Source organism: Cupriavidus sp. JZ107, from assembly GCF_053903255.1.
This window is the reverse complement of the sequence record NZ_CP096481.1, coordinates 386,011-407,500: the sequence shown is the minus strand read 5'-3', so window position 1 is coordinate 407,500 and position 21,490 is coordinate 386,011. Positions and strand designations below refer to the sequence as shown.

The 21,490-nt window shown below is 68.7% G+C and carries 19 protein-coding genes and 1 rRNA gene (1 of these 20 cut by a window edge); 12 read left to right on the top strand and 8 right to left on the bottom strand.

Annotation, left to right across the window (positions count from 1 at the left end):
• Positions 1-28: ribosomal RNA gene (locus tag M1D55_RS11455) — 16S ribosomal RNA — on the bottom strand (it extends 1,504 nt beyond the left edge of the window).
• 452 nt (positions 29-480) lie between these two features.
• Complete coding sequence (locus M1D55_RS11450) at positions 481-1,257, bottom strand: enoyl-CoA hydratase (RefSeq protein WP_006579017.1); 777 nt, start codon at positions 1,255-1,257, stop codon at positions 481-483.
• Positions 1,258-1,577: 320 nt separating this feature from the next.
• Between M1D55_RS11450 and paaG the strand changes: the two genes are divergently transcribed.
• The 3 genes from paaG (at position 1,578) to paaK (ending at position 4,284) form a co-directional block, all read left to right on the top strand.
• Positions 1,578-2,399 (top strand): 2-(1,2-epoxy-1,2-dihydrophenyl)acetyl-CoA isomerase PaaG, encoded by an 822-nt coding sequence (paaG, locus tag M1D55_RS11445; protein ID WP_006579018.1) that lies wholly within the window; start codon positions 1,578-1,580, stop codon positions 2,397-2,399.
• A gap of 48 nt (positions 2,400-2,447) precedes the next feature.
• On the top strand, positions 2,448-2,891 hold the full coding sequence (gene paaI / locus M1D55_RS11440; RefSeq protein ID WP_053822586.1) for a hydroxyphenylacetyl-CoA thioesterase PaaI: 444 nt from the start codon (positions 2,448-2,450) through the stop codon (positions 2,889-2,891).
• An 88-nt stretch (positions 2,892-2,979) separates the two neighbouring features.
• Complete coding sequence (gene paaK / locus M1D55_RS11435; RefSeq protein WP_064576974.1) at positions 2,980-4,284, top strand: phenylacetate--CoA ligase PaaK; 1,305 nt, start codon at positions 2,980-2,982, stop codon at positions 4,282-4,284.
• Between the two features lie 39 nt (positions 4,285-4,323).
• Here paaK and mltA read toward each other — a convergent pair whose 3' ends face one another.
• Positions 4,324-5,409, bottom strand: a complete 1,086-nt coding sequence (gene mltA / locus M1D55_RS11430) for a murein transglycosylase A (RefSeq protein ID WP_023265235.1) — start codon at positions 5,407-5,409, stop codon at positions 4,324-4,326.
• Positions 5,410-5,666: 257 nt separating this feature from the next.
• On the opposite strand from mltA, the gene M1D55_RS11425 reads away from it, so the two are divergent.
• Positions 5,667-5,924: a hypothetical protein gene (locus tag M1D55_RS11425; protein ID WP_064576976.1), complete on the top strand. Its 258-nt coding sequence runs from the start codon at positions 5,667-5,669 to the stop codon at positions 5,922-5,924.
• Between the two features lie 49 nt (positions 5,925-5,973).
• On the opposite strand, the gene apaG is transcribed toward M1D55_RS11425, so the two are convergent.
• Positions 5,974-6,348: a Co2+/Mg2+ efflux protein ApaG gene (gene apaG, locus M1D55_RS11420; RefSeq protein WP_006579374.1), complete on the bottom strand. Its 375-nt coding sequence runs from the start codon at positions 6,346-6,348 to the stop codon at positions 5,974-5,976.
• Between the two features lie 225 nt (positions 6,349-6,573).
• Here apaG and rpe point away from each other — a divergent pair, with 225 nt between their 5' ends.
• The 3 genes from rpe to trpE all read left to right on the top strand — a co-directional run bounded on the left by rpe (position 6,574) and on the right by trpE (position 9,982).
• Entirely contained in the window at positions 6,574-7,275 is a 702-nt protein-coding gene (rpe, locus tag M1D55_RS11415) for a ribulose-phosphate 3-epimerase (protein WP_456282217.1), read from the top strand.
• Positions 7,275-8,003, top strand: coding sequence for a phosphoglycolate phosphatase (gph, locus tag M1D55_RS11410; RefSeq protein WP_456282216.1), 729 nt, complete (start codon positions 7,275-7,277; stop codon positions 8,001-8,003). Before rpe ends, gph begins: the two co-directional genes overlap by 1 nt.
• A gap of 458 nt (positions 8,004-8,461) precedes the next feature.
• The gene (trpE, locus tag M1D55_RS11405) at positions 8,462-9,982 is read left to right on the top strand and encodes an anthranilate synthase component I (RefSeq protein WP_006579371.1); all 1,521 of its coding nucleotides are present in this window, start codon (positions 8,462-8,464) and stop codon (positions 9,980-9,982) included.
• 120 nt (positions 9,983-10,102) lie between these two features.
• Here the strand turns inward: trpE and pgaD are convergent, their stop codons facing one another.
• Genes pgaD through pgaA form a run of 4 tightly spaced genes read right to left on the bottom strand, consistent with a single transcriptional unit; the run spans position 10,103 to position 16,504 of the window.
• Positions 10,103-10,576 (bottom strand): poly-beta-1,6-N-acetyl-D-glucosamine biosynthesis protein PgaD, encoded by a 474-nt coding sequence (gene pgaD / locus M1D55_RS11400; protein ID WP_006579370.1) that lies wholly within the window; start codon positions 10,574-10,576, stop codon positions 10,103-10,105.
• Complete coding sequence (gene pgaC / locus M1D55_RS11395; RefSeq protein ID WP_023265234.1) at positions 10,576-11,907, bottom strand: poly-beta-1,6-N-acetyl-D-glucosamine synthase; 1,332 nt, start codon at positions 11,905-11,907, stop codon at positions 10,576-10,578. Before pgaC ends, pgaD begins: the two co-directional genes overlap by 1 nt.
• The gene (gene pgaB / locus M1D55_RS11390; RefSeq protein WP_456282215.1) at positions 11,904-13,931 is read right to left on the bottom strand and encodes a poly-beta-1,6-N-acetyl-D-glucosamine N-deacetylase PgaB; all 2,028 of its coding nucleotides are present in this window, start codon (positions 13,929-13,931) and stop codon (positions 11,904-11,906) included. The genes pgaC and pgaB overlap by 4 nt, the downstream gene beginning before the upstream one ends.
• A gap of 14 nt (positions 13,932-13,945) precedes the next feature.
• Positions 13,946-16,504 carry a poly-beta-1,6 N-acetyl-D-glucosamine export porin PgaA gene (gene pgaA, locus M1D55_RS11385; protein ID WP_232206366.1) on the bottom strand — a complete coding sequence of 853 codons (2,559 nt, stop codon included), beginning with the start codon at positions 16,502-16,504 and terminating at the stop codon, positions 13,946-13,948.
• 868 nt (positions 16,505-17,372) lie between these two features.
• On the opposite strand from pgaA, the gene M1D55_RS11380 reads away from it, so the two are divergent.
• The 5 genes from M1D55_RS11380 to M1D55_RS11360 all read left to right on the top strand — a co-directional run bounded on the left by M1D55_RS11380 (position 17,373) and on the right by M1D55_RS11360 (position 21,472).
• Positions 17,373-17,942 carry an aminodeoxychorismate/anthranilate synthase component II gene (locus M1D55_RS11380; RefSeq protein WP_006577780.1) on the top strand — a complete coding sequence of 190 codons (570 nt, stop codon included), beginning with the start codon at positions 17,373-17,375 and terminating at the stop codon, positions 17,940-17,942.
• Positions 17,943-18,037: 95 nt separating this feature from the next.
• Positions 18,038-19,066, top strand: a complete 1,029-nt coding sequence (gene trpD, locus M1D55_RS11375) for an anthranilate phosphoribosyltransferase (protein ID WP_064576979.1) — start codon at positions 18,038-18,040, stop codon at positions 19,064-19,066.
• Positions 19,067-19,082: 16 nt separating this feature from the next.
• The gene (gene trpC, locus M1D55_RS11370; RefSeq protein WP_456282214.1) at positions 19,083-19,886 is read left to right on the top strand and encodes an indole-3-glycerol phosphate synthase TrpC; all 804 of its coding nucleotides are present in this window, start codon (positions 19,083-19,085) and stop codon (positions 19,884-19,886) included.
• A gap of 42 nt (positions 19,887-19,928) precedes the next feature.
• Positions 19,929-20,624, top strand: a complete 696-nt coding sequence (locus M1D55_RS11365) for a CYTH domain-containing protein (RefSeq protein ID WP_456282213.1) — start codon at positions 19,929-19,931, stop codon at positions 20,622-20,624.
• The gene (locus tag M1D55_RS11360) at positions 20,624-21,472 is read left to right on the top strand and encodes a uracil-DNA glycosylase (RefSeq protein ID WP_456282212.1); all 849 of its coding nucleotides are present in this window, start codon (positions 20,624-20,626) and stop codon (positions 21,470-21,472) included. The genes M1D55_RS11365 and M1D55_RS11360 overlap by 1 nt, the downstream gene beginning before the upstream one ends.
• Positions 21,473-21,490 lie beyond the last annotated feature (18 nt).

The following is a 21,490-nucleotide window of genomic DNA, read 5'->3' as shown; positions in this document are numbered from 1 at the left end:
TCTGAGCCAGGATCAAACTCTTCAGTTCAAATCCCTTGTGGTGCCGAAGCACCTCGCTCTTTCGAGCGGTCGCTCACTCTCAGAAAACTGACTGGCTCCATCGTCTTGACGCCGATGAAGCCACGTTTTGCTGTGCGAGCACTTGATAACTTTTGAGCCACGGATCCGAAGACCCGCTGTGACTGCCGCTATCGAGCGCCCACACTTATCGGTTGTTCGTTTGTTAAAGAACTCACGCGCCGGCTTTGCCGTTCGCGTCGCTGCGTTGTCAGCAGCAGAGAAACGAGATTATGCAGACCATTTCGCTTCTCGTCAACAGGTTGTCAGCACTTTTTTGCTGCGGCTCCAGCACCGCAGCGCCTTCGCCTTCCCCGCCAACCCCGCCGCCGTTCGGCTGCGAAGGGGGCGAATATTAAGGGAGTGCGCGCCGCCTGGCAATACCTTTGTCATCTTTTTATGCCAGGCGACGCGGCGGCAGCTTCAGCGGTGCTGGAAGTTGGGCGCGCGCTTCTCGACGAAGGCGGCCATGCCCTCCTTCTGATCCTCGGTCGCGAAGGTCGAGTGAAACAACCGGCGCTCGAGGTGCACGCCCTCGCTCAGCGAGGTCTCATAAGCGGCGTTGACCGCCTCCTTGATCATCATCACGACCGGCAGCGAGAAGCCGGCAATGGTTTCGGCCGCGCCAACGGCCTCGTCGATCAGCTTGTCAGCCGCGACCACCCGCGAGACCAGGCCGGCGCGCTCGGCCTCGGCGGCGTCCATCATGCGCGCGGTCAGGCACAGGTCCATTGCCTTGGCCTTCGAGACTGCGCGGGGCAGCCGCTGAGTACCGCCGGCACCGGGCATCGTGCCGAGCTTGATCTCCGGCTGGCCGAACTTCGCGGTGTCGGCGGCGATCACGATGTCGCACATCATCGCCAGCTCGCAGCCGCCGCCCAGCGCGTATCCGGCCACCGCGGCGATCACCGGCTTGCGGATGCGGCGAATTGTCTCCCAGTTACGGGTGATGTACTCGCCCTTGTAGACATCCATATAGCTGTACTTCGCCATCATGCCGATATCCGCGCCCGCGGCGAAGGCGCGCTCACTACCGGTGATCACGATGCAGCCGATCGCCTCGTCCTGGTCGAACGCCGTCAACGCGGCGCCCAGTTCGTCCATCAGCGCGTCGTTGAGCGCGTTGAGCGCCTTCGGACGATTCAGCGTCACCAGCCCGACGCGGCCACGGGTTTCCACCAGGATGTTGTCGTACGCCATGGGTTTCCTCTGTCTCCAATGAAAAAGGGATACGGGCCCCGCACACGAGCCCGAAAGCATCGCTGCGACCAGCAACGATACCCGGCTTCGCCATCACCCGCCTATTGCGGGCACTACGCGGTCGCGAACCGGCAGCCGGCCATAGCAAACCGCAAAAGATTAATGCTAACATTTGCCGACCGACTGGTCGGTTAATTAAAGCCGCCGTCGCTCTTCCCTACAATGCCAGACGGAGCCGTCACCCGGCTTCGATCCAGAACAACCTTCCGGAGCGGCCGGCACAGAGTCGCCGCAACCGGGACATGGCAGGAGACAAGCCAATGCACGCCACGCCCACGCCGTCGCCCCGTACCGCCGTCGACGCCGGCCCGGTACTGCTCGCCTGGCATGGCGACGTCGCCGTCGTCACGCTGAACCGGCCCGACAAGCTCAACAGCTTCACCCGCGAGATGCACGCCGCGCTGGTGCAGGTGCTCGACCACGCCGAAGCCGGCCATGCGCGCGCCCTGCTGCTGACGGGCGCCGGCCGCGGCTTCTGCGCCGGGCAGGACCTGGCCGATCTGGATTTCACGCCGGGCCGGATGACCGACCTCGGCGACCTGATCGACAGCGCCTTCAACCCGCTGGTGCGCCGGCTGCAGTCGATGCCGCTGCCGGTGATCGCCGCGGTCAATGGCACCGCCGCCGGCGCCGGCGCCAATCTGGCGCTGGCCTGCGACATCGTGCTGGCCGCCCGCTCGGCCAGCTTCATCCAGGCCTTCATCAAGATCGGACTGGTGCCCGATTCGGGCGGCACCTGGTTCCTGCCGAAGCGGCTCGGCATGGCGCGCGCGCTGGGCCTGGCGATGACCGGTGACAAGCTGTCGGCCGACGAGGCCGAGAAGTGGGGCCTGATCTGGGAGGCGATGGACGACCCGCTGCTGATGGAGCAGGCACTGGCGCTGGCCACGCATCTGGCCGCGCAGCCGACCCGCGCGCTGGCCGCGATCAAGCGCGCAATGTACGCCAGCGCAACGCAGACGCTGGATACCCAGCTAGACATGGAGCGCGACCTGCAGCGCGCGCTCGGTGGATCGCACGACTACGCGGAGGGCGTCAACGCCTTCCTCGAGAAGCGCGCGCCGCGCTTCACCGGTCAATAGGCAATCGGCCGCCGGCCTCGCCCCCTTCCCTCTCTCCAGGAGATCCGCTTGACTCCCGATCCGCAAGCGCTGGCCGAAGCGGCCGCGGCCAGCATGTACGAGGCCGACAGTTGCAGCCGCTGGCTCGGCATGACCATCGACGCGATTGCCCCCGGCTATGCGCGGCTGTCGATGCCGGTCCGCGACGAATTCCTGAACGGCCACGGCATCTGCCACGGCGGCCTGATGTTCACGCTGGCCGATTCCTGCTTCGCCTTCGCCTGCAACAGCCACAACATCAACACGGTCGCGGCCGGCTGCAGCATCGAGTTCCTGAAGCCGGTCCGCGGCGGCGACGTGCTGACCGCCGAGGCCACCGAGCAGGTCTTGTCGGGCCGCCACGGCATCTACGACATCCGCGTGACCAATCGCGACGGCGAGGTGGTCGCGATGTTCCGCGGCAAGTCGGCGCAGATCAAGGGCCATGTCGTGCCGCCGCCCGAAGCGGGCTGACCAAAAAGCCCAGCGCCCCGATCGCCCGTCCCTTGCATTCCCACCCCGCAGTCATACGCCAAAGCGCCACCCATAGCAGGAGAGAACGATGAGCACGCGCCTGACCGATCTGCCGCTGGAGCCGATCGAGACCGCCAGCCGCGACGAATTGCAGGCCTTGCAGCTGCAGCGCCTGAAGTGGTCGCTCGACCATGCCTATCAGCATTCGCCGGTCTACCGGCGCAAGTTCGACGAGGCGGGGGTGCACCCGGAGGATCTGAAATCGCTGGCCGATCTGGCGCGCTTTCCGTTCACGACCAAGCAGGACCTGCGCGACAACTACCCGTTCGGCATGTTCGCGGTGCCGCAGGACCAGATCGCGCGCATCCACGCGTCATCCGGCACCACCGGCAAACCCACGGTGGTCGGCTATACGCTGCGCGACATCGACACCTGGGCCACGGTGATGGCGCGCTCGATCCGCGCCTCGGGTGCGCGGCGCGGCGACAAGGTCCATATCAGCTACGGCTACGGGCTGTTCACCGGCGGCCTGGGCGCGCACTACGGCGTCGAGAAGGCCGGCCTGACCGCGATTCCGTTCGGCGGCGGCCAGACCGAGCGCCAGGTCCAGCTGATCCAGGACTTCCGTCCCGAGATCATCATGGTGACGCCCAGCTATATGCTGGCGATCGCCGACGAGTTCGAGCGTCAGGGGCTCGACCCGGCCGCCAGCTCGCTGCAGGTCGGCATCTTCGGCGCGGAGCCGTGGACGCCCGAGATGCGCGTGGCGATCGAGCGACGGATGGGCATTTCGGCTGTGGACATCTATGGGCTGTCCGAGGTGATGGGCCCCGGGGTGGCCAACGAGTGCGCCGAGACCAAGGACGGTCCGACCATCTGGGAGGACCATTTCTATCCCGAGATCATCGACCCGAACACCGGCGAGGTGCTGCCCGACGGCAGCTTCGGCGAGCTCGTGTTCACGTCGCTGAGCAAGGAGGCGCTGCCGATCGTCCGCTATCGCACGCGCGACCTGACGCGGCTGCTGCCGGGCACCGCGCGGCCGGCGTTCCGCCGGATGGAGAAGATCACCGGCCGCTCCGACGACATGATGATCATCCGCGGGGTCAACGTGTTTCCGTCGCAGATCGAGGAACTGATCCTGAAGCACGCCGAGCTGGCGCCGCACTACCAGTGCGTGCTCGGCAAGGAAGGCCATCTCGATACGCTGACGGTGCGGGTCGAATGCGCGCATGGCGTCGAGCCGGACACCGTGCGCCAGGCGCGCGACACGCTGACGCACGAGATCAAGGCCTATATCGGCGTGACCGTGGCGCTCGAGATCCTGCCGTCGGGCGGCGTCGAGCGCTCGGTCGGCAAGGCGCGGCGGATCGTCGACCAGCGCCCGCGCTAGGCCGCCAAGCCGCCCGCTGCTCGCAGTAACCGCCCGCGCTCAGCTGCGCGGCATCAGTACCCACATCCGGCCGGCCTGCTTCATGCGGCCGGCGGTCTCGCCCGCGGCATCGCCGGCGCCCCAGAAGAAGTCGGCGCGCACGCCGCCCTTGATCGCGCTGCCGGTGTCCTGCGCAAACACCAGCCGCTCGATCGGCTCGCTGGACAGCGGCCTCGTGGTCGACAGGAACACCGGCACGCCGAGCGGAATGGTGGCCGGATCGACCGCGATCGAGCGCTCCGCCGTCAGCGGCACGCCCAGCGCGCCGATCGGACCGTCGTTGTTCGGCGGCAGTTCGCGGAAGAACACATAGCGCGGATTGACGTTCAGCATCTCCTCGACCCGGGCCGGATTGGCGCGCGCCCAGGCCTTGATGCCCTGCATCGTCGCCTGCGCCGGCGTGATCTCGCCCCGGTCCAGCAGCCATTTGCCGAACGAGCGGAACGGCTGGTCGTTGGTGCCGCCGAAGCCGACCCGCATCATCGTGCCGTCGGCCAGCCGGATGCGGCCCGAGCCCTGGATCTGCAGGAAGGCGGCCTCGACCGCGTCGTCGACCCAGACCACCTCGTTGCCGCGCAATGCAGGATCGCGCAGCAGCTGCGCGCGCGGCGGCAGCGGCCGGTTGCCCCATTGCGGCGGCTTGCGGTGCAGCGGAATCTGATAGGCGCCCTGGCGCGTACGCGAGCCGTGCAGGATCGGTTCGTAGTAGCCGGTCACCAGGCCGCTGTCGGTGCCGTCGCCGTTGACGACGCGGTACGGCTGGAAATGCTGCTCGAAGTAGCTGCGCAGCGCCTGCGGGTCGCTGGCATCGACCATCAGCCCGGCCGTGCAGGGGCCGCGCCATTCGGCGCGCTTCTTCAGCGCCTGGCAGCTCGCCTGCAGCGCCGGCCATGCGGCCCGCACGTCGTCGCGCGTCCAGCCGCCGATCTCGCTCCAGCTCGCCGGCTGCAGCCGGCCCTTGCCGGGGCCCCCGGTCACGGGCGGCGTCGGCTGCCCGGTCTCGATGCGCGGCGGCGGACCGCTGACGCAACCGGCCAGCACGGCGGCCGCGCCGACGATGGCCCACAGCGCGCGGGCACCGGGCATACGGCGCGCGACGGCGGCAGAGCGGGGAGAAGGCGGGAAATCACGGCGGAGGGCGAAAACGGAGTCGTGGTCTGTCATCGTTTGCGGTGTGGTTGTCGCCGGGCGCTGGCCGCGGCGGCAAGGACAGTGGCTCTCAGTGGCTGGCGGCGGCTATGGCAAGAGCACCGGCCGGAGGGCGATGCCATACAATGCTCGGGGCCGATCCGGGTCGATTCTGCTGTACCGGACCGGCTTTGCCTCGAACGCGGGAATCATCCATGAGCGAATTCTTTCAAGACCATCCCATGCTGCTGTTCGCCCTCGAGGCCGGCGTGGCGCTGTTTCTGCTGATCTTCATCGTGGTATGGACGATGGGCACGGCGAAGAAGCATCCGCGTCCCAGCCGCGCCCCGGCCGATCACCCGTCCCGCGCCGCCGCGGCAGCGCCGGGCCAGGCAAATCAGGCAAGCCAGCCAAGCCAGGCGAATCAGGCCGCGGGGCAGGCGCACAGCAAGGACAACGCGCCGGGCGCCTAGGTTCCGGCGCCGGTTCCCACCGCGGCCCGAACCCGTTGCCCGGCGCGCCTCAATGCAGCATGCGCGGCAGCACCAGCGCGAACTCGGGAATCGGCACCTCGAAGCGATGGCCGTCCTCGGCCACGCAGAAGTACTTGCCCTTCATCGAGCCGACCGGCGTGGAGATCGTGGCCCAGCTGGTGTACTCGAAGTGCTCGCCCGGCTTGAGCAGCGGCTGGTGCCCGACCACGCCGAGCCCCGCCACCTCCTGCGTGGCGTTGTCGCTGTCGGTGATCTGCCAGTGCCGCGAGATCAGTTGGGCCGCAACCTCGCCGGTGTTCTGGATCGTGATGGTGTAGGCAAAGGCATGGCGTCCGTGTTCCGGGTCGGACTGATCGGGCAGATACTGCGTGCGCACGGAAACGGAAAAAGCGTACTCGCTCATTGTCGGGGTGGCCGGTGGCAAGACAAAGGTAGCGGCATTGTGCGGCAAGGGCAGGGGTGCGGCAAGTCGGGGCCACGCCCCCGCCGGCCGGGCCTCCAGGGCGCGCCCACGGCGAAGGCGGCGTAAAATGGCGCCCTTGCGCGCCGGCCACAGCGGCGGGACGCGCCCTTGCCTCCTTGCCACGTCGCCACCCGCGCCGCAACCCAAGCCGTCACCCACGCCATCATGAGCACCCCGACCTTTCGCATCGCCCCGTCCATCCTGTCCGCCGACTTCGCCCGCCTGGGCGAGGAAGTGCGCCGCGTCACCGAGGCCGGCGCCGACTGGATCCACTTCGACGTGATGGACAACCACTACGTGCCGAACCTGACGGTCGGCCCGCTGGTCTGCGAGGCGATCCGCCCGCACGTGACCGCGCCGATCGACGTGCACCTGATGGTCCGCCCGGTCGACCGCATCATTCCGGACTTCGCCAAGGCCGGCGCCAACATCATCACCTTCCATCCCGAGGCGAGCGACCATGTCGACCGCTCGCTCGCGCTGATCCGCGATCACGGCTGCCAGGCCGGCCTGGTGTTCAACCCGGCCACGCCGCTGCACCACCTGGACCACGTGATGGACCGGCTCGACGTGATCCTGCTGATGTCGGTCAACCCGGGCTTCGGCGGCCAGGCCTTCATTCCCGAGACGCTGAACAAGCTGCGCGCGGTGCGCGAGCGCATCGACGCCTATACCGCCCGCACCGGCCGCACGATCCTGCTGGAAGTCGACGGCGGCGTGAAGGTCGAGAACATTGCGCAGATCGCCGCAGCCGGGGCGGACACCTTCGTCGCCGGCTCCGCGGTGTTCGGCAAGCCCGACGCCGATGGCTGCTATCGCGGCGTGCTGTCGGCCTTGCGCGCCGAACTGGCCAAGGTGGGCCAGTAATGGAAGGGGCGACGCTCAAGCGCACCGACTGGCGCGGCATCCGTGGGGCCATCGTCGACCTGGACGGCACCATGGTCGATACCGCGGGCGACTTCCACGCGGCGGTCAACGCGATGCTGCAGGCGCTCTCGCACCTGCATCCGGCGCTTGGCGAGATCGTCCCGCTACCGCTGCCCGAGATCGTCAGTTTCGTCGGCAAGGGCTCGGAGAACCTGATCCGGCGCGTGCTCGACGCGCGCCTGCCGCCCGCCGCGGCCAACGGCCTGTTCGCCGATGCGCTGGCGCTGTACAACCGCGAATACCTGCGCATCAACGGCCAGTTCTCGGCGCTCTATCCCGGCGTCGAGGCGGGGCTCGCGGCGCTGAAGTCGGCCGGCCTGCGGCTCGCCTGCGTCACCAACAAGCCGCACGACTTCACCGCACCGCTGCTCGACAAGCTGGGCCTGGCGCCCTGTTTCGAGCTGGTCTACGGCGGCGACGCCTTTCCGTTTCGCAAGCCGGACCCGCTGCCGCTGCTGAAGGTATGCGAGGCGTTCCGGCTCGAACCGGCGCAGATGGTCGCGATCGGCGACTCCGAAAACGACGCGCTGGCGGCCCGCGCGGCCGGCATTGGCGTGCTGCTGGTGCCCTACGGCTACAACCATGGCAACCCTGTACAAGGCGTCGACGCCGATGGTATAGTCGGCTCGCTTGTCAAGGCTGCTGAGGTCTTGACGGCACACCGGTAGTCTCCGGCCACGGCGCGGCAGCCCCACGGCACGCGCCCTGCCCGATCCGCTAGACCGCCCTCTCCGCATCCCGCGCAGACACCCCAGAACACGACTTCATGTTCCTGAACCGCAAACGCATTTTTACTGACAGTGATCGGCAGGCCTGGCCCTGGCGTCGCTGGCGCGCCTCCCAACAGGCGTAAAGTGCGTTCGCGACTGCACTGATCTCGCCCGGCCGATCCATCGGCAAGGCGTGGCGATCAGCCCGGCGGTCCTGCCGGCCCGGTTTTCCTTCCCGGCAATCCCTGCTAGCGTTACCCGAACGCGCAATACGCCCCTTGGCTCGACACGGAGCGACAGTGGCGTTCCGGCGAGCCGCCCGACGGGGCCGGTGCTTCGGCCATCCTGCCCCTCCCAGAATCGCCCGCCGGGGATCGCATTGCCGCAGCCCCCGTGCGCCGTCCCAGAGGACCGTCATGACCGAACTCGAATTCAAATCGCTGGCCGACCAGGGCTACAACCGCATTCCGTTGATCGCCGAGGCCTTCGCCGACCTGGAAACGCCGCTGTCGCTGTACCTGAAGCTGGCGCAGTCGCAAACCCGCGGCGTCAACACCTTCCTGCTCGAATCGGTGGTCGGCGGCGAACGCTTCGGCCGCTATTCCTTCATCGGCCTGCATGCGCGCACGCTGCTGCGCGCCTACGGCCAGCGCACCGAGGTCGTCACCGACGGCAAGGTGGTCGAGACCCATGAGGGCAATCCGCTGGACTTCATCGCGGCGTTCGAACAGCGCTTCAAGGTCGCGCTGCGCCCCGGCCTGCCCCGCTTCTGCGGCGGCCTGGCCGGCTACTTCGGCTACGACACGGTGCGCTACATCGAGAAGAAGCTGGCCGACACGCAGAAGGCCGACGACCTGGGCCTGCCCGATATCCAGCTGCTGCTGTGCGAGGAGCTGGCCGTGATCGACAACCTGTCTGGCAAGCTCTATCTGATCGTCTACGCCGACCCCGGCATGCCCGAGGCCTATTCGCGCGCGCGCCAGCGCCTGCGCGACCTGCGCATGAAGCTGCGCCAGCCGGTCGACGTGCCGGTCACCAGCCCGTCGGTGCAGACCGAGGTCTACCGCGAATTCGACAAGGCCGACTATCTGACGGCGGTCGGCAAGGCCAAGGAATACATCGTGGCCGGCGACATGATGCAGGTGCAGATCGGCCAGCGGCTGACCAAGCCCTACCGCGACGCGCCGCTGTCGCTGTACCGCGCGCTGCGTTCGCTGAACCCGTCGCCGTACATGTACTTCTACAACTTCGGCGACTTCCAGATCGTCGGCGCGTCGCCGGAGATCCTGGTGCGGCAGGAAACGCGCCGCACCAGCGAACAGGGCGAGACGCGCTCGCGCCGCGTGGTGACGATCCGCCCGCTGGCCGGCACGCGGCCGCGCGGCAATACGCCGGAGCGCGACGCGCAGCTGGCCACCGAGCTGCTCAACGATCCGAAGGAGATTGCCGAGCACGTGATGCTGATCGACCTGGCACGCAACGACATCGGCCGCATCGCGGAAACCGGCTCGGTCAAGGTCACCGACCAGATGGTGATCGAGAAATACTCGCACGTGCAGCACATCGTCAGCTCGGTCGAGGGCACGCTGAAGGACGGCATCAGCAATCTGGACGTATTGCGCGCGACCTTCCCCGCCGGCACGCTGAGCGGCGCGCCGAAGGTGCGGGCCATGGAGATCATCGACGAACTCGAACCGCGCAAGCGCGGCATCTACGGCGGCGCGGTCGGCTACCTGTCGTTCGGCGGCGAGATGGACCTGGCGATCGCGATCCGCACCGGCATCGTCAAGGACGGCAATCTGTATGTGCAGGCGGCCGCCGGCATCGTGGCCGATTCGGATCCCGAGGCCGAATGGCGCGAGACCGAGGCGAAGGCGCGCGCGGTGATCCGCGCCGCCGAGCAGGTCCAGGACGGGCTGGACTCGGACTTCGCGTAAGCGCCGGCTGCAGCCCAGGGAGTCTGCCGCCCCCGCGCACGCGGGGGCCCAGCGTCTTCCCTCCGGGCTGAAAAAATGAAAAAAGATACTGGGTTCCCGCCTGCGCGGGAACGACCAGCGTTACTTCACCGCAGCAGTTTCCCGGGCCGGCGCTTGCACCGCGTGCGGCAGATGCACGTCAGCGATCGTGCCGTCGCCCTCATGGTCGACCACCGCGACCTTGGCTCGCTGCAGCGCGCGCAACTGCTGGCCGGACACATGGAAGCTGCGCGCCAGTTCATCGTCGCGCAGCGCCGGGATCGGCTTGCGCCGATCGAGGCCGGAGAAGCGGTACTGGTTATACAGCGCCCAGCTCAGCAGCACCACGCCGTTGAACAGCCCCACCACCACGTAGATCGACAGCGTGCCGGCGGTCGGCAGCAGCGCCGACCAGAACGGCACGTCGGGGCCGGCATTGGCGTGCCGCAGCACCGCCTGCAAACCGGTCACGCACAGGTAGCCGAAGCCGATCCAGGCCAGCGCGGTCAGCAGCGCGTCGATCAGCCAGCCCAGCCGCGTGCGCCTGGTGCGAACGATCATGTCATCGGGATTCATCACGACCTCATCGATTTGATGCCGCGATCCGGGCTGGTCCAACGGGCGCGGCGCCGGGTCTTGAGCATGACTTTGGGGAAGGCCATCAGCGTGGTCAGCATGCCGATCATCCAGAAGGCCAGCGGATACCAGATCGTCCAGTACATCGAGCGGCCCAGCTTGGGCTCGTAGCGGCGGTCGATCGCCACGCTGATCGCGAACTGCAGCACGCACACGACCGCCAGCACCATGCCGGTAAAGCCCGGCGGCACCAGCTTCTCGATGCGGACGTTGTCCGGCAGGTCGACGAAATGGCCGAGCGCCCACAGGATGATCGACATCGCGAAGATGAAGGCCCAGCCGGCCGACAGGCAGTACTCGGCCATCAGCGGCCACAGCCGGCGATGGCGCCAGATCCAGATCGAGCGCACGTTCTTCAGGAACACCTCGGCGCCGCCCTGCGCCCAGCGCAGGCGCTGCTTCCACAGGCCGCGCAGCGTCTCGGGCATCAGGATCCAGCACAGCGCGCGCGGTTCGTAGAAGATCGACCAGTGGTCGCGCTGCAGCTTCCAGCTGATGTCGATGTCCTCGGTGATCATGTCCAGGCTCCAGTAGCCGGCGCGATCGAGCGCGCGGCGGCGAAAGGCCGCGACCACGCCGGACACCGTGAACACCTGGCCGTAGACGCGCTGCGTGCGCTTGATCAGCCCGATGATCGACGAGAACTCGCCGACCTGGATGCGGCCGATCAGCGTCGAGCGGGTGCGGATGCGCGGGTTGCCGGTCACCGCGCCGACGCGCGGGTTGTCGACCATCGGCGCGACCAGGTAGGCGGCCGCATCGGGGTCGAGCACCGCGTCGCCGTCGATGCAGACCAGATACTCGCCGCGCGCGGCCAGCGCGCCCATGCGCAGCGCCATCGCCTTGCCCTGGTTCTGGGCCAGGTGGACGACGCGCAGCCGCTCGTGCCTGGCCGCCATCGCATCGAGCAGCGCGCCGGTGCCGTCGCGCGAGCCATCGTTGATGGCGATCACCTCGAAGTTCGGATAGCGCTGCGCCAGCGCGGCGCGCAGCGTTTCCTCGCCGTTCTTCTCCTCGTTGAAGCACGGTACCAGGATCGAGATGAAGGGCTCGCCGGCCACCTTGGGCGGCTGGCGGTCTTCGTCCCAGGACCACTTGCGTTCCCAGTGCCACCAGTAATAGATGCCACCGGCCATCCACAGTCCGGACATGAACAGCGGATAGAAGAACACGAAGGCAAGCAGCAGGTCGCCGGTCGCCAGCACGGCCATGCCGATCGGCAGGCCGAGCGCGATGCACAGGACGATCAGGGCAAAGAGACGTTCGATCATGGCGCGGGATACCAGGCGTTGGACAGCGCCGGCCGGATCACGTCGAGCCGAGGCTGGTTGTTATGGAAGTCGTCCGGGTAGTAGCCGAAGTTGCGCGCGCCGCGGCGCTGCAGGCGTTGCATCCAGCCCGCCAGCACGGCGCTGTCGACCGGCGGCGCATCGGCCTTGCGCCAGTCGCGGCTCTGCAGCTCGAACACCGTGCGGCGCAGCGCGCCCGGGCGCTTGGCCACGGTGTCGACCAGCGAGTCCAGCCACGCGTTTTCCTTGCCGGCCGGCACCTGCTCCATGTACGGCATGGCCATCGGCGCGGTCCAGTCGTAGGCGACGAGGAAGTCGTCCAGGTTCTGCGCGAACCACGCCTCGCTCTCCGGCTGCAGGATCGGCGCGGCGAAGATGTTGCGCGCGGTCTTGATCGCCGGGCCCCGAATGGCGCGCACCTTGGCGGTCAGCTCGTGCGTGAAGTCGACCAGCGCACGGCTCTTGAACCGCGTCCAGCGCTGCATCGTCTCCGGATTGGCGCGCAGCGCCTCGATCGAGTCGGGCAGCCCGGCCTTGCGATAGGCCGCCAGCGCCGGCGCGCTGGCATCCTCGAAGTCGCTCATCACGGCGTCGTCGTGGAACAGGATGCCGTCGAACACCGCATGGCGCGCCAGGTCTTCGTACAGCTCGCCGATGCGCTGGCGGGCGACCGGATCGAACGGCGACAGCCGGCGGTACTGCTTCGGATCGACGTCGATGCCGCCGGTCTTCGGATCCCACCGCGACACGCGGGCGATCGACTTGTCCAGGTCCAGCGCCAGCACCGGCATCCACGCATAGAGCTTGACGTCGGTGCGGTTCTGCAGCTGCCAGGCGACTCGGTTGAACAGGTCGGCGCGCACCGGCAGCACGCGGTTCGGGAAATACACCGACTTGACCAGGCCGCTGGCGTCCGGATCGGCAAAGGCCTGCAGGAAGACCGTGTCGATCTTCAGGTCGTAGATCCGCTGCACCAGCTTGTCCAGATTGCGGTCGACCTGGGCCGGATCGGCATCGTAGACATAGTCCAGATCGACGTGGGCAACGCGCATGTTCTGCTGCTGCTCCATCTCGACCACCGACTGCGCGAAGCCGCGCAGGCCGGGGTCGTCGCCGATCAGCAGGCGCGCGCCGGACATCATCTTGTCCACGGTCGCCAGGCCGTCTTCCAGCGTCAGCGCCATCTGGTAGCCGTTCTCGCCGATGATGCGCAGCGCCGTGCCGCTCTCGGCGCCATACGGCCAGATCCACACGCGGACCGGCTTGCCGGTGATGCGCCGGACCTTGTCGGTGATCCGCTGCACGTCGTTGCGCACGCGCTTTTCATAGGCGGCGTCGCTCTCGTAGGTGCCCGTCTTGCTGTCGTAGGCATGCACGGCGGCCACCGGCTGCGTGTTGCCCTGCGGATTGGCCAGCACGCCGTAGTGGTGGGCGTCGGTATGGGCGCCGATCTCGACCAGACCCGAGGCGGCGATCTCGCGCACCTGCTGCCAGGTCAGCATGCGGTCGCGCTCGGTCGGCGTGCCGCCGAAATCGACCGGCTTGTTCTCCGGCGTATCGAGCCACACGCCGACCGGCGCCAGCACGGCGGGCCAGCGATAGGCCTTCAGGATCGGCAGCACGCGCGTATAGAAGCTGCGGTAGCCGTCGTCGAACGTCAGTAGCACCGCGCGGTCGGGCAGCGCCGGGCCGCCGTTGCGTGCGGCCAGGATCTGGTCGACCGTGACCGGCCGGTAGCCGTTCTCGCGCAGCCAGGCCAGCTGCCCGATCAGATGGTCGGTGCGTACGCTCAGATAGGCCTGGTCCGGGTCGCGGTCCTCCACGTCGTGGTACGCCAGCACCGCGACATGGTTGCGCGGCCACGGCTGCTCGGCCTTCGCGACAGGCCGGTCGGCCGGCGGCGTGAACACCGGAATGTCCTTGGCGCAGGCGGCCAGCAGCAACGTGGCCACCGCCAGCAACAGCATCAGAAAAGCGCGATAGGGGCGCATCAAGGTTGCGTCCATGGCATGCATCCCGTTCAGAATCGGTAGGTCAGGTCGAACACGATGCGCAGTTCGCGCTCGCGCTGGCCGTCGTACGGACGGCTGGTGCCGGTGATCGTGGCGCCGACGTCGAACACGTCGTTGGTGCGGAAGCGCTGGCCATAGCCGATCATCATGATGGCGCCGGTGCCGTAGCCGCGCTGCGCATAGGCGCCCGCGCCGGCCAGGAACTGCTGTTCCCAGACGGTCTCGTAGCGGCGATGCAGCGTGTGGGTCAGCCGCACCGACGGCAGCAGGGTCAGGTCCGAACGCGGGTTGTAGTACGGCGTGTCCCGGCGCGTGTTGCGCGAGGCCCAGATGTCGACCAGCAGATCGCCCTTCAGGTGCGGCGCGGTATAGAAGCGCTGCACGCCGGCGACGCCGCCCTCGAGGCGATCGTTGCCGTCGCTGAAGCGCGACGGCGCCACCGTGAACATCCACTCGCTGCGCTCGCTGGCGCGGTAGCGCGCGAACGCCGCCAACGTATCGGCGTAGATGCCCTGCTTGAGCGCGCGCAGCGGCGTGCCGGTCGAGCGCAGCGCGCCCGAGGCGCCGACCTGCCAGCGATCGTCGATGTCGTATTGCGCCGACAGCCGGCCGCCGGCACGGCCGCCGTTGCCGCCGCCATAGTCGTGCGCCGAGACCTCGCCCTCCAGCGTCAGGTCGCGCACGCGGTACTGCACGCCGGTGCGCGCCCAGCGGTAGTCGACGCTGCCTTCCTGGAAGCGGCCGGTTGCATAGCCGATGCCGCCGAAGGCGCGCCAGTCGTAGTTAATCGGCGGGCTGTACAGCACCGCCTCGATGCCGAAATTGCCGTTGCCAACCACGGCGCTGTCGTTCGCCAGGCCCCGATAACCTTCGATGCGCAGTTCCGACTTGTTGTGGACCTGCCAGTCGCGATCGAGGCGCCGGACCGCCAGGTCTTCGGGATAGCGCGCCATCGTGTCGTTGCGCAGCATCTCGGCCTGGCGCCATTCCTGCAGGTCCAGCGCGGCATGGCCCTGCTGCACCTCGAGCGGCACGGCGCGCGGCGCCAGCGTTTCGGCCAGCTTCAGCTCGACCTCGGCCTGGCGCGGCCAGCCGCGGGCCCGATAGAGCTCGGCCAGCAGCACGCGCAGCCGCGAATTGCCCGGCGCACGGCTGACCAGATCCTCGAGCCGCTGTTGCGCGTCGACGGTGTCGTCGGCCTGACGGCGCGAACGCGCGCTGACCTCGGCGGCATCGAGCCACAGATCGTTCGGCTGCCGCGTCGGCTGGCCGCGCAGCCACCGCCAGCGCGGTTGCTCGGCGCTGGCCTGCTGCACCACCTCGCCGGCCGGCGGAAACTTCTCGGCCTCGGCATGCGCGTAGTACAGACCCGTCTGCGCTGCCAGCCGCGCCTCGGCGTCGCCGCCCGGCGGATAGGCCTCGCGGATTGCCTGCGCGTACAGCGTCTCGGCCTGTTCGGGATGACGCAGATAGAGATAGGCCGCGGCCACGTCGGACAACGCAAAGGCCGGGACCTCGACGCCCTCGGCCCGCAGGGCCTCGTATTCGTTGACTAGGTCCTGCATCCGCACGCGCGCGTGCAGCGCGGCGAGCCGGTCGATGCGGGCGCGGCGCAACTGCGCCTCGCCGCGCGGGCCGGTGCCGCGCAATTGCGGCAGCAGCTGGTCATAGCGGGCCAGCGCGCGGTCGGCGATCGCGAAGCGCTCGGCCTCGGTCCGGCTCGGCATGTCGGCCAGCCGCACCTGTTCGGCGGTCACGTCCAGTTCCAGCTCGAGCCGGTCGGCGCGCTCGAGCAGGCCGGGATGTTCGTCGGCGACGCGCAGCGCGGCCTCCGGCAGACCGGCATGCTCGAGCGCGCGCACATATTCGCGCACCACGTCCTTGCGCTGCGGCGCCAGGCCATGCGCACGGTCGGCCTCGAACAGCGCCTCGTAGGGATCGTTGGCGCGGGTATGCGCGTAGGCCAGCGCAATGCGGGCATCGGGACTGGACGGCTGCCGCTCGACCAGCGCCCTGCCCGCCGCGACGGCGTCGGCGGTGCGGCCGCTGTCGGCCAGCACCAGGATTTCGCCCAGGGCAAAGTCCTGGCGCGCCGGGAAACGCTGCCGGCCTTCGCGATAGTGCGCCAGCGACGCATCCCACTGGCGCTCGTCACGCTGGGCGCGTGCGACGGCGGCCAGCACGTCGGCGGGCAGCTGGCTGGCGTCGCTGCCAAGGCCGCGATACGTCTCGAGAACCTCGGCCGGGCGGCCGGCCCAGCCGGCGATGATCATGCGGTCGTAGGCGGCGCGGCGGTCGGCCGGCGCCTGCGCCAGCCGCTCGCGCAGCGCGGTCAGCGCCGGTTCGTAGTCGCCGGCGCGGGCGCGCTGGATCAGCGCATCGTATTGCCGGTCCGCCTGCGCCGGTGGCTGGTCGGCCTGCGCCGGTGCGGCATGGGCCGGCACCGCCAGGCACGACATCGCCGCCGCCAGCCCGACAGCCAGCTGCACCGGGGTACGCCGCCGCAACGCCCGCAGACGGCGGCTATCGGCCGGAACGCGGGCAGGAGAGCGCGAATGACGCGTCATCAAAGACTCCATTGGGACTCCGCAGCCTGTCTCGCTGTGATGGTCAAGCGCCCGCGGCGTGCATCGATGGCGCGCACGCGAGTCCGTTATCGGCTAGGGAAGGGCGGCACGAGGGCACGGAACCCGATCGGGTCTGTCCCGCCTGCGGAGATCGACGGGGGAGGACCTACGGGATCCGGCGGGCACCGAAGAACCGCGCCGGATGGCCATCGCAGAGGGGATGGCGTCGTGCAACCGCAACCGCTGCAGAAGCGCAAGATGCGGAGCCGCAAAACTTCGCAAAGTGTAGTGAAGAAGCTGAAAATCGATTGTGAACGATAGAAAACACGCCAAATTCCGCTTCCGCAGCCCCCTCCCTTGGTTGGGGATTGCGGGACGGGCCCGCGGCCGGGCGGCGCTCGCGCTCGACACCGGCATGCGAGGCAAGTTAAAGTAGCGACTTCGTTTCGGATGCGCGGTGTCCCACAAAGCGTCGCTTTCCGTGTAACCTCCGAACACACCCCGATCGACCTGATCACCCCGATCATCCAATCGTCTGACGCAGAACCACGATGACCTTCCGGGCTCCGACCGTTTCGTCGCATTCGTCCCGTTGGTGGCGCTTCCACTAGGAAGCGGCACGTCGTTGCGTTCTTGTTCGCACCTTGCCGCCGTTCCGGTTGGCAAACGTGCGGTCCGACAGCTCACCGGTGCGGCGGCTCCTAGATACCCAGGAGATCTGCCGATGCCGTCGAACCCCTCCCCCGCTTCAACCGTTTCGAATACCGCCGCGCGCCAGCCTGCGCCGGCCGCGCTTGCCGCTTCGCGTGCCCACCGCACGCGTGCTTCACGCGCCTTCCGTTTCCACCAACATCAAGCCGGGTGAATCATGCTGCTGATGATCGACAACTACGACTCGTTCACCTACAACCTGGTGCAGTACTTCGGCGAGCTGGGCGCCGACGTGCGGACCCACCGCAACGACGAGATCACGATCGAGGAAATCGAGGCGCTGGCGCCCGAGCGCATCTGCATCTCGCCCGGCCCGTGCAGCCCCGCCGAGGCCGGCATCTCGGTGGCCGTGCTCAAGCACTTCGCCGGCAAGCTGCCGATCCTGGGCGTATGCCTGGGCCATCAGGCGATCGGCGAGGCGTTCGGCGGCAAGGTGATCCGCGCCAAGCAGGTGATGCACGGCAAGGTCAGCCGCATCGAGACCACGCAACAGGGCGTGTTCGCCGGCCTGCCCAGGGCGTTCGACGTGACGCGCTATCATTCGCTGGCGATCGAGCGCGAGACGCTGCCCGACTGCCTGGAAGTCACCGCGTGGACGCCCGACGGCGAGATCATGGGCGTGCGGCACAAGCAGTTCGCGATCGAGGGTGTGCAGTTCCATCCCGAGTCGATCCTGTCCGAACACGGACACACGCTGCTGGAGAACTTCCTGAAGGTGGCGCGATGAAACGGCTCGATGCCCCGCTCGCCGCCGCCCTCGCTACCGCCCCCTCACGCGCCCCATCGAACGGATCGAACAAACCCCACGCCTGCGAGACCGCCATGCCCATCACGCCCCAGGAAGCGCTGACGCGCTGCATCGAACACCGCGAGATTTTCCACGACGAGATGCTGCATCTGATGCGGCAGATCATGCAGGCGCAGATCTCGCCGGTGATGGCCGCCGCGATCCTGACCGGGCTGCGCGTCAAGAAGGAGACCATCGGCGAAATCACCGCCGCCGCGCAGGTGATGCGCGAATTCGCCAACAAGGTCACGGTGTCCGAGCGCGAGCATTTCGTCGACATCGTCGGCACCGGCGGCGACGGCTCGCATACCTTCAATATCTCGACTGCATCGATGTTCGTCGCGGCCGCGGCCGGCGCGCGCATCGCCAAGCACGGCAACCGCGGCGTCAGCTCCAAGTCCGGCAGCGCCGATGTGCTGGAGGCGCTCGGCGTCAACATCATGCTGACGCCCGAGCAGGTCGGCCAGTGCATCGCGCAGACCGGCATCGGCTTCATGTTCGCGCCGACCCACCATCCCGCGATGAAGAACGTCGCGCCGATCCGCAAGGAAATGGGCGTCCGCACGATCTTCAACATCCTGGGCCCGCTGACCAACCCGGCCGACGCCCCCAATATCCTGATGGGCGTGTTCCACCCCGACCTGGTCGGCATCCAGGTGCGCGTGATGCAGCGCCTGGGCGCCCGTCACGCGCTGGTGGTCTACGGCAAGGACGGCATGGACGAGGTGTCGCTGGGCGCGGCCACGCTGGTGGGCGAACTGAAGGACGGCGAGGTGCGCGAATACGAGATCCACCCGGAGGACTTCGGCCTGTCGATGATCTCGAACCGCGGCCTGAAGGTGGCCGACGCCGCCGAATCGAAGGAGATGCTGCTCGAAGCGCTGTCCAACGTGCCGGGCACCCCGCGCGAGATCGTGTCGCTGAACGCCGGCACCGCGCTGTACGCGGCCAATGTCGCCTCGTCGATCGAGGACGGCATCGCCCGCGCGCGCGAGGCGATCGCCAGCGGCGCGGCGCGCGCCAAGCTCGACGAGTTCGTGCAGGCCACGCGGCAGTTCCAGTAATCAGAGGCAAGCAAGCATGTCCGACATCCTGCAGAAGATCCTGGCCGTCAAGGCCGACGAAGTCAGCGCCGCGCGCAAGCGCCGCGACCTGCCCAGCCTGCGCGCGGATGCCGAGAGCCTGCGCGGCGAGGCCGGCCTCGCGCCGCGCGGATTCGGCGCGGCGCTACGCACCAAGATCGATGGCGGCCAGGCCGGCGTGATCGCGGAGATCAAGAAGGCGTCGCCGTCCAAGGGCGTGCTGCGCGAGCATTTCGTGCCCGAAGCGATCGCCGAGAGCTACGCTGGCCATGGCGCGGCCTGCCTGTCGGTGCTGACCGACGAACACTTCTTCCAGGGCCACGCCGACTACCTGCGCCGGGCCCGCGGCGCCTGCCCGCTGCCGGCGCTGCGCAAGGACTTCATGGTGGACCTGTACCAGGTCTACGAGGCCCGGACCTGGGGCGCCGATGCGATCCTGCTGATCGTCGCCGCGCTCGATCCCGGCCTGATGGCCGAACTCGAGGCCTGCGCGCACGAGCTCGGCATGGACGTGCTGGTCGAGGTCCACGACGGCGCCGAGCTGGAAGCGGCGCTGCGGCTGAAGACGCCGCTGGTCGGCGTCAACAACCGCAATCTGCGCACCTTCGAGGTCTCGCTGCAGAACACGCTGGACCTGCTGCCGGCGATGCCGGCAGACCGGCTGGTGGTCACCGAGTCCGGCATCCTCGGACCGGACGACGTGGCGCGGATGCGCGAGGCCAACGTCCACGCCTTCCTGGTCGGCGAAGCGTTCATGCGCGCCAAGGATCCGGGCGCCGAACTGGCCCGGCTGTTCGCCTGACATCGGCCGCCCGCCGCCCGCCTCCGCACACCGACCGATCCGATGGCTCAGGAAATCGAACTGAAACTGGCCGTGCCCGATGCCGCCGCCGCGGCCGCGCTGGTGGCCTGGCTCGACGCCAACGCGCAGGCCGTCGGCGAATCGCATCTGCTCAACGTCTATTTCGACACGCCGGCCCATGAGCTGGCGGAGGCGCGCGCCGCGCTGCGGCTGCGCCGCGACGGCAAGCGCTGGCTGCAGACGCTGAAGACCGCGGGGCGCAGCGAGGCCGGGCTGGCCACGCGCAACGAATGGGAAACCGAGGTCGCCGGCGAAGCGCTGGAGCCGGCGAAGCTCGACGACGAGGCCCGCGCGCTGCTCGAGCCGCTGCTGGGCCGGTTGCGGCCCGTATTCCGCACCGATTTCGTGCGGCGGACGTGGCGGCTGCGCTGTCCGCTGATCGCCGCCGACCAGGCGCCAGGGCAAGCGCAGGCCGAAGCCGAGATCGAAGCGGCGCTGGACGCCGGCGTGATCGCCGCGGTGGCGCAGGATGGCAGCACGCTGACGTCGGCACGCGAGGCCATCGACGAACTCGAACTGGAATGGCTGTCGGGCGATCCGTCCTGCGCGGCGGCGACGCTGCGCGCGCTGGGCGAGCGGCTCGGCGCGGTGGCCGCGCTGGCGCCGTCGGACAAGAGCAAGGCCGCGCGCGGTTATGCGCTGGCCAGGCAGGCCGGCTCGCCGGCGGGAGCCGCCTGATGGGCCGCCGTCCGAGCCGATCCGCCGCGGCGGAAACGGGGCAAGCCGAATTGTTCGCCGACGTGGCGACGCCATCCGCCGCCGCGCCCGCTGCGCCCGCCGCACCCGCCCGCGCGCCGCAGCCCCAGTGGACGCCGCTGGCGGCCCAGGCCGACGCCCTGCCGCCCGCCTGGCGCGCGCTGCTGGCGCCATGCCTGGCCACGCCCGCATGGCAGCGGCTCGCCGACTTCGTCGACGGCGAGCGCGCCGCCGGCAAGCCGGTCTTCCCGCGCGACGTCTTTCACGCGCTGCATCTGACGCCGCCCGAGGCGGTCAAGGTCGTGATCCTCGGCCAGGACCCCTATCACGGCGTCGGCGTGGTCGATGGCATCGAGGTGCCGCAGGCGCATGGGCTGGCCTTCTCGGTGCCGGACGGCGTGCGGGTGCCGCCGAGCCTGCGCAATATCTTCAAGGAAATCGCCGCCGAATACGGCGACCCGGCGGTGGCGCGGCCCACGGCCTCGGGCAATCTGGAAGGCTGGGCGCGCCAGGGCGTGCTGCTGCTCAATACCGTGCTGACCGTCGAACAGGGACAAGCCGCGAGCCACGCCAGGCGTGGCTGGGAGGCGGTCACCGACTGCCTGATCGCGGCGCTGGCGGCCAGCCGCCCGCATCTGGTGTTCCTGCTGTGGGGCAGCCACGCGCAGGCCAAGAAAAACCTGCTGGCGGGCGAGCACTGCATCCTCGAGGCGCCGCACCCGTCGCCGCTGTCGGCCCATCGCGGCTTTCTCGGCTGCGGGCATTTCCGCCTCGCCAACGACTGGCTGGTCGAGCACCAGCGCGAGCCGATCGACTGGAGCGCGCACTAGGCGCGAACGGCCCAGGCG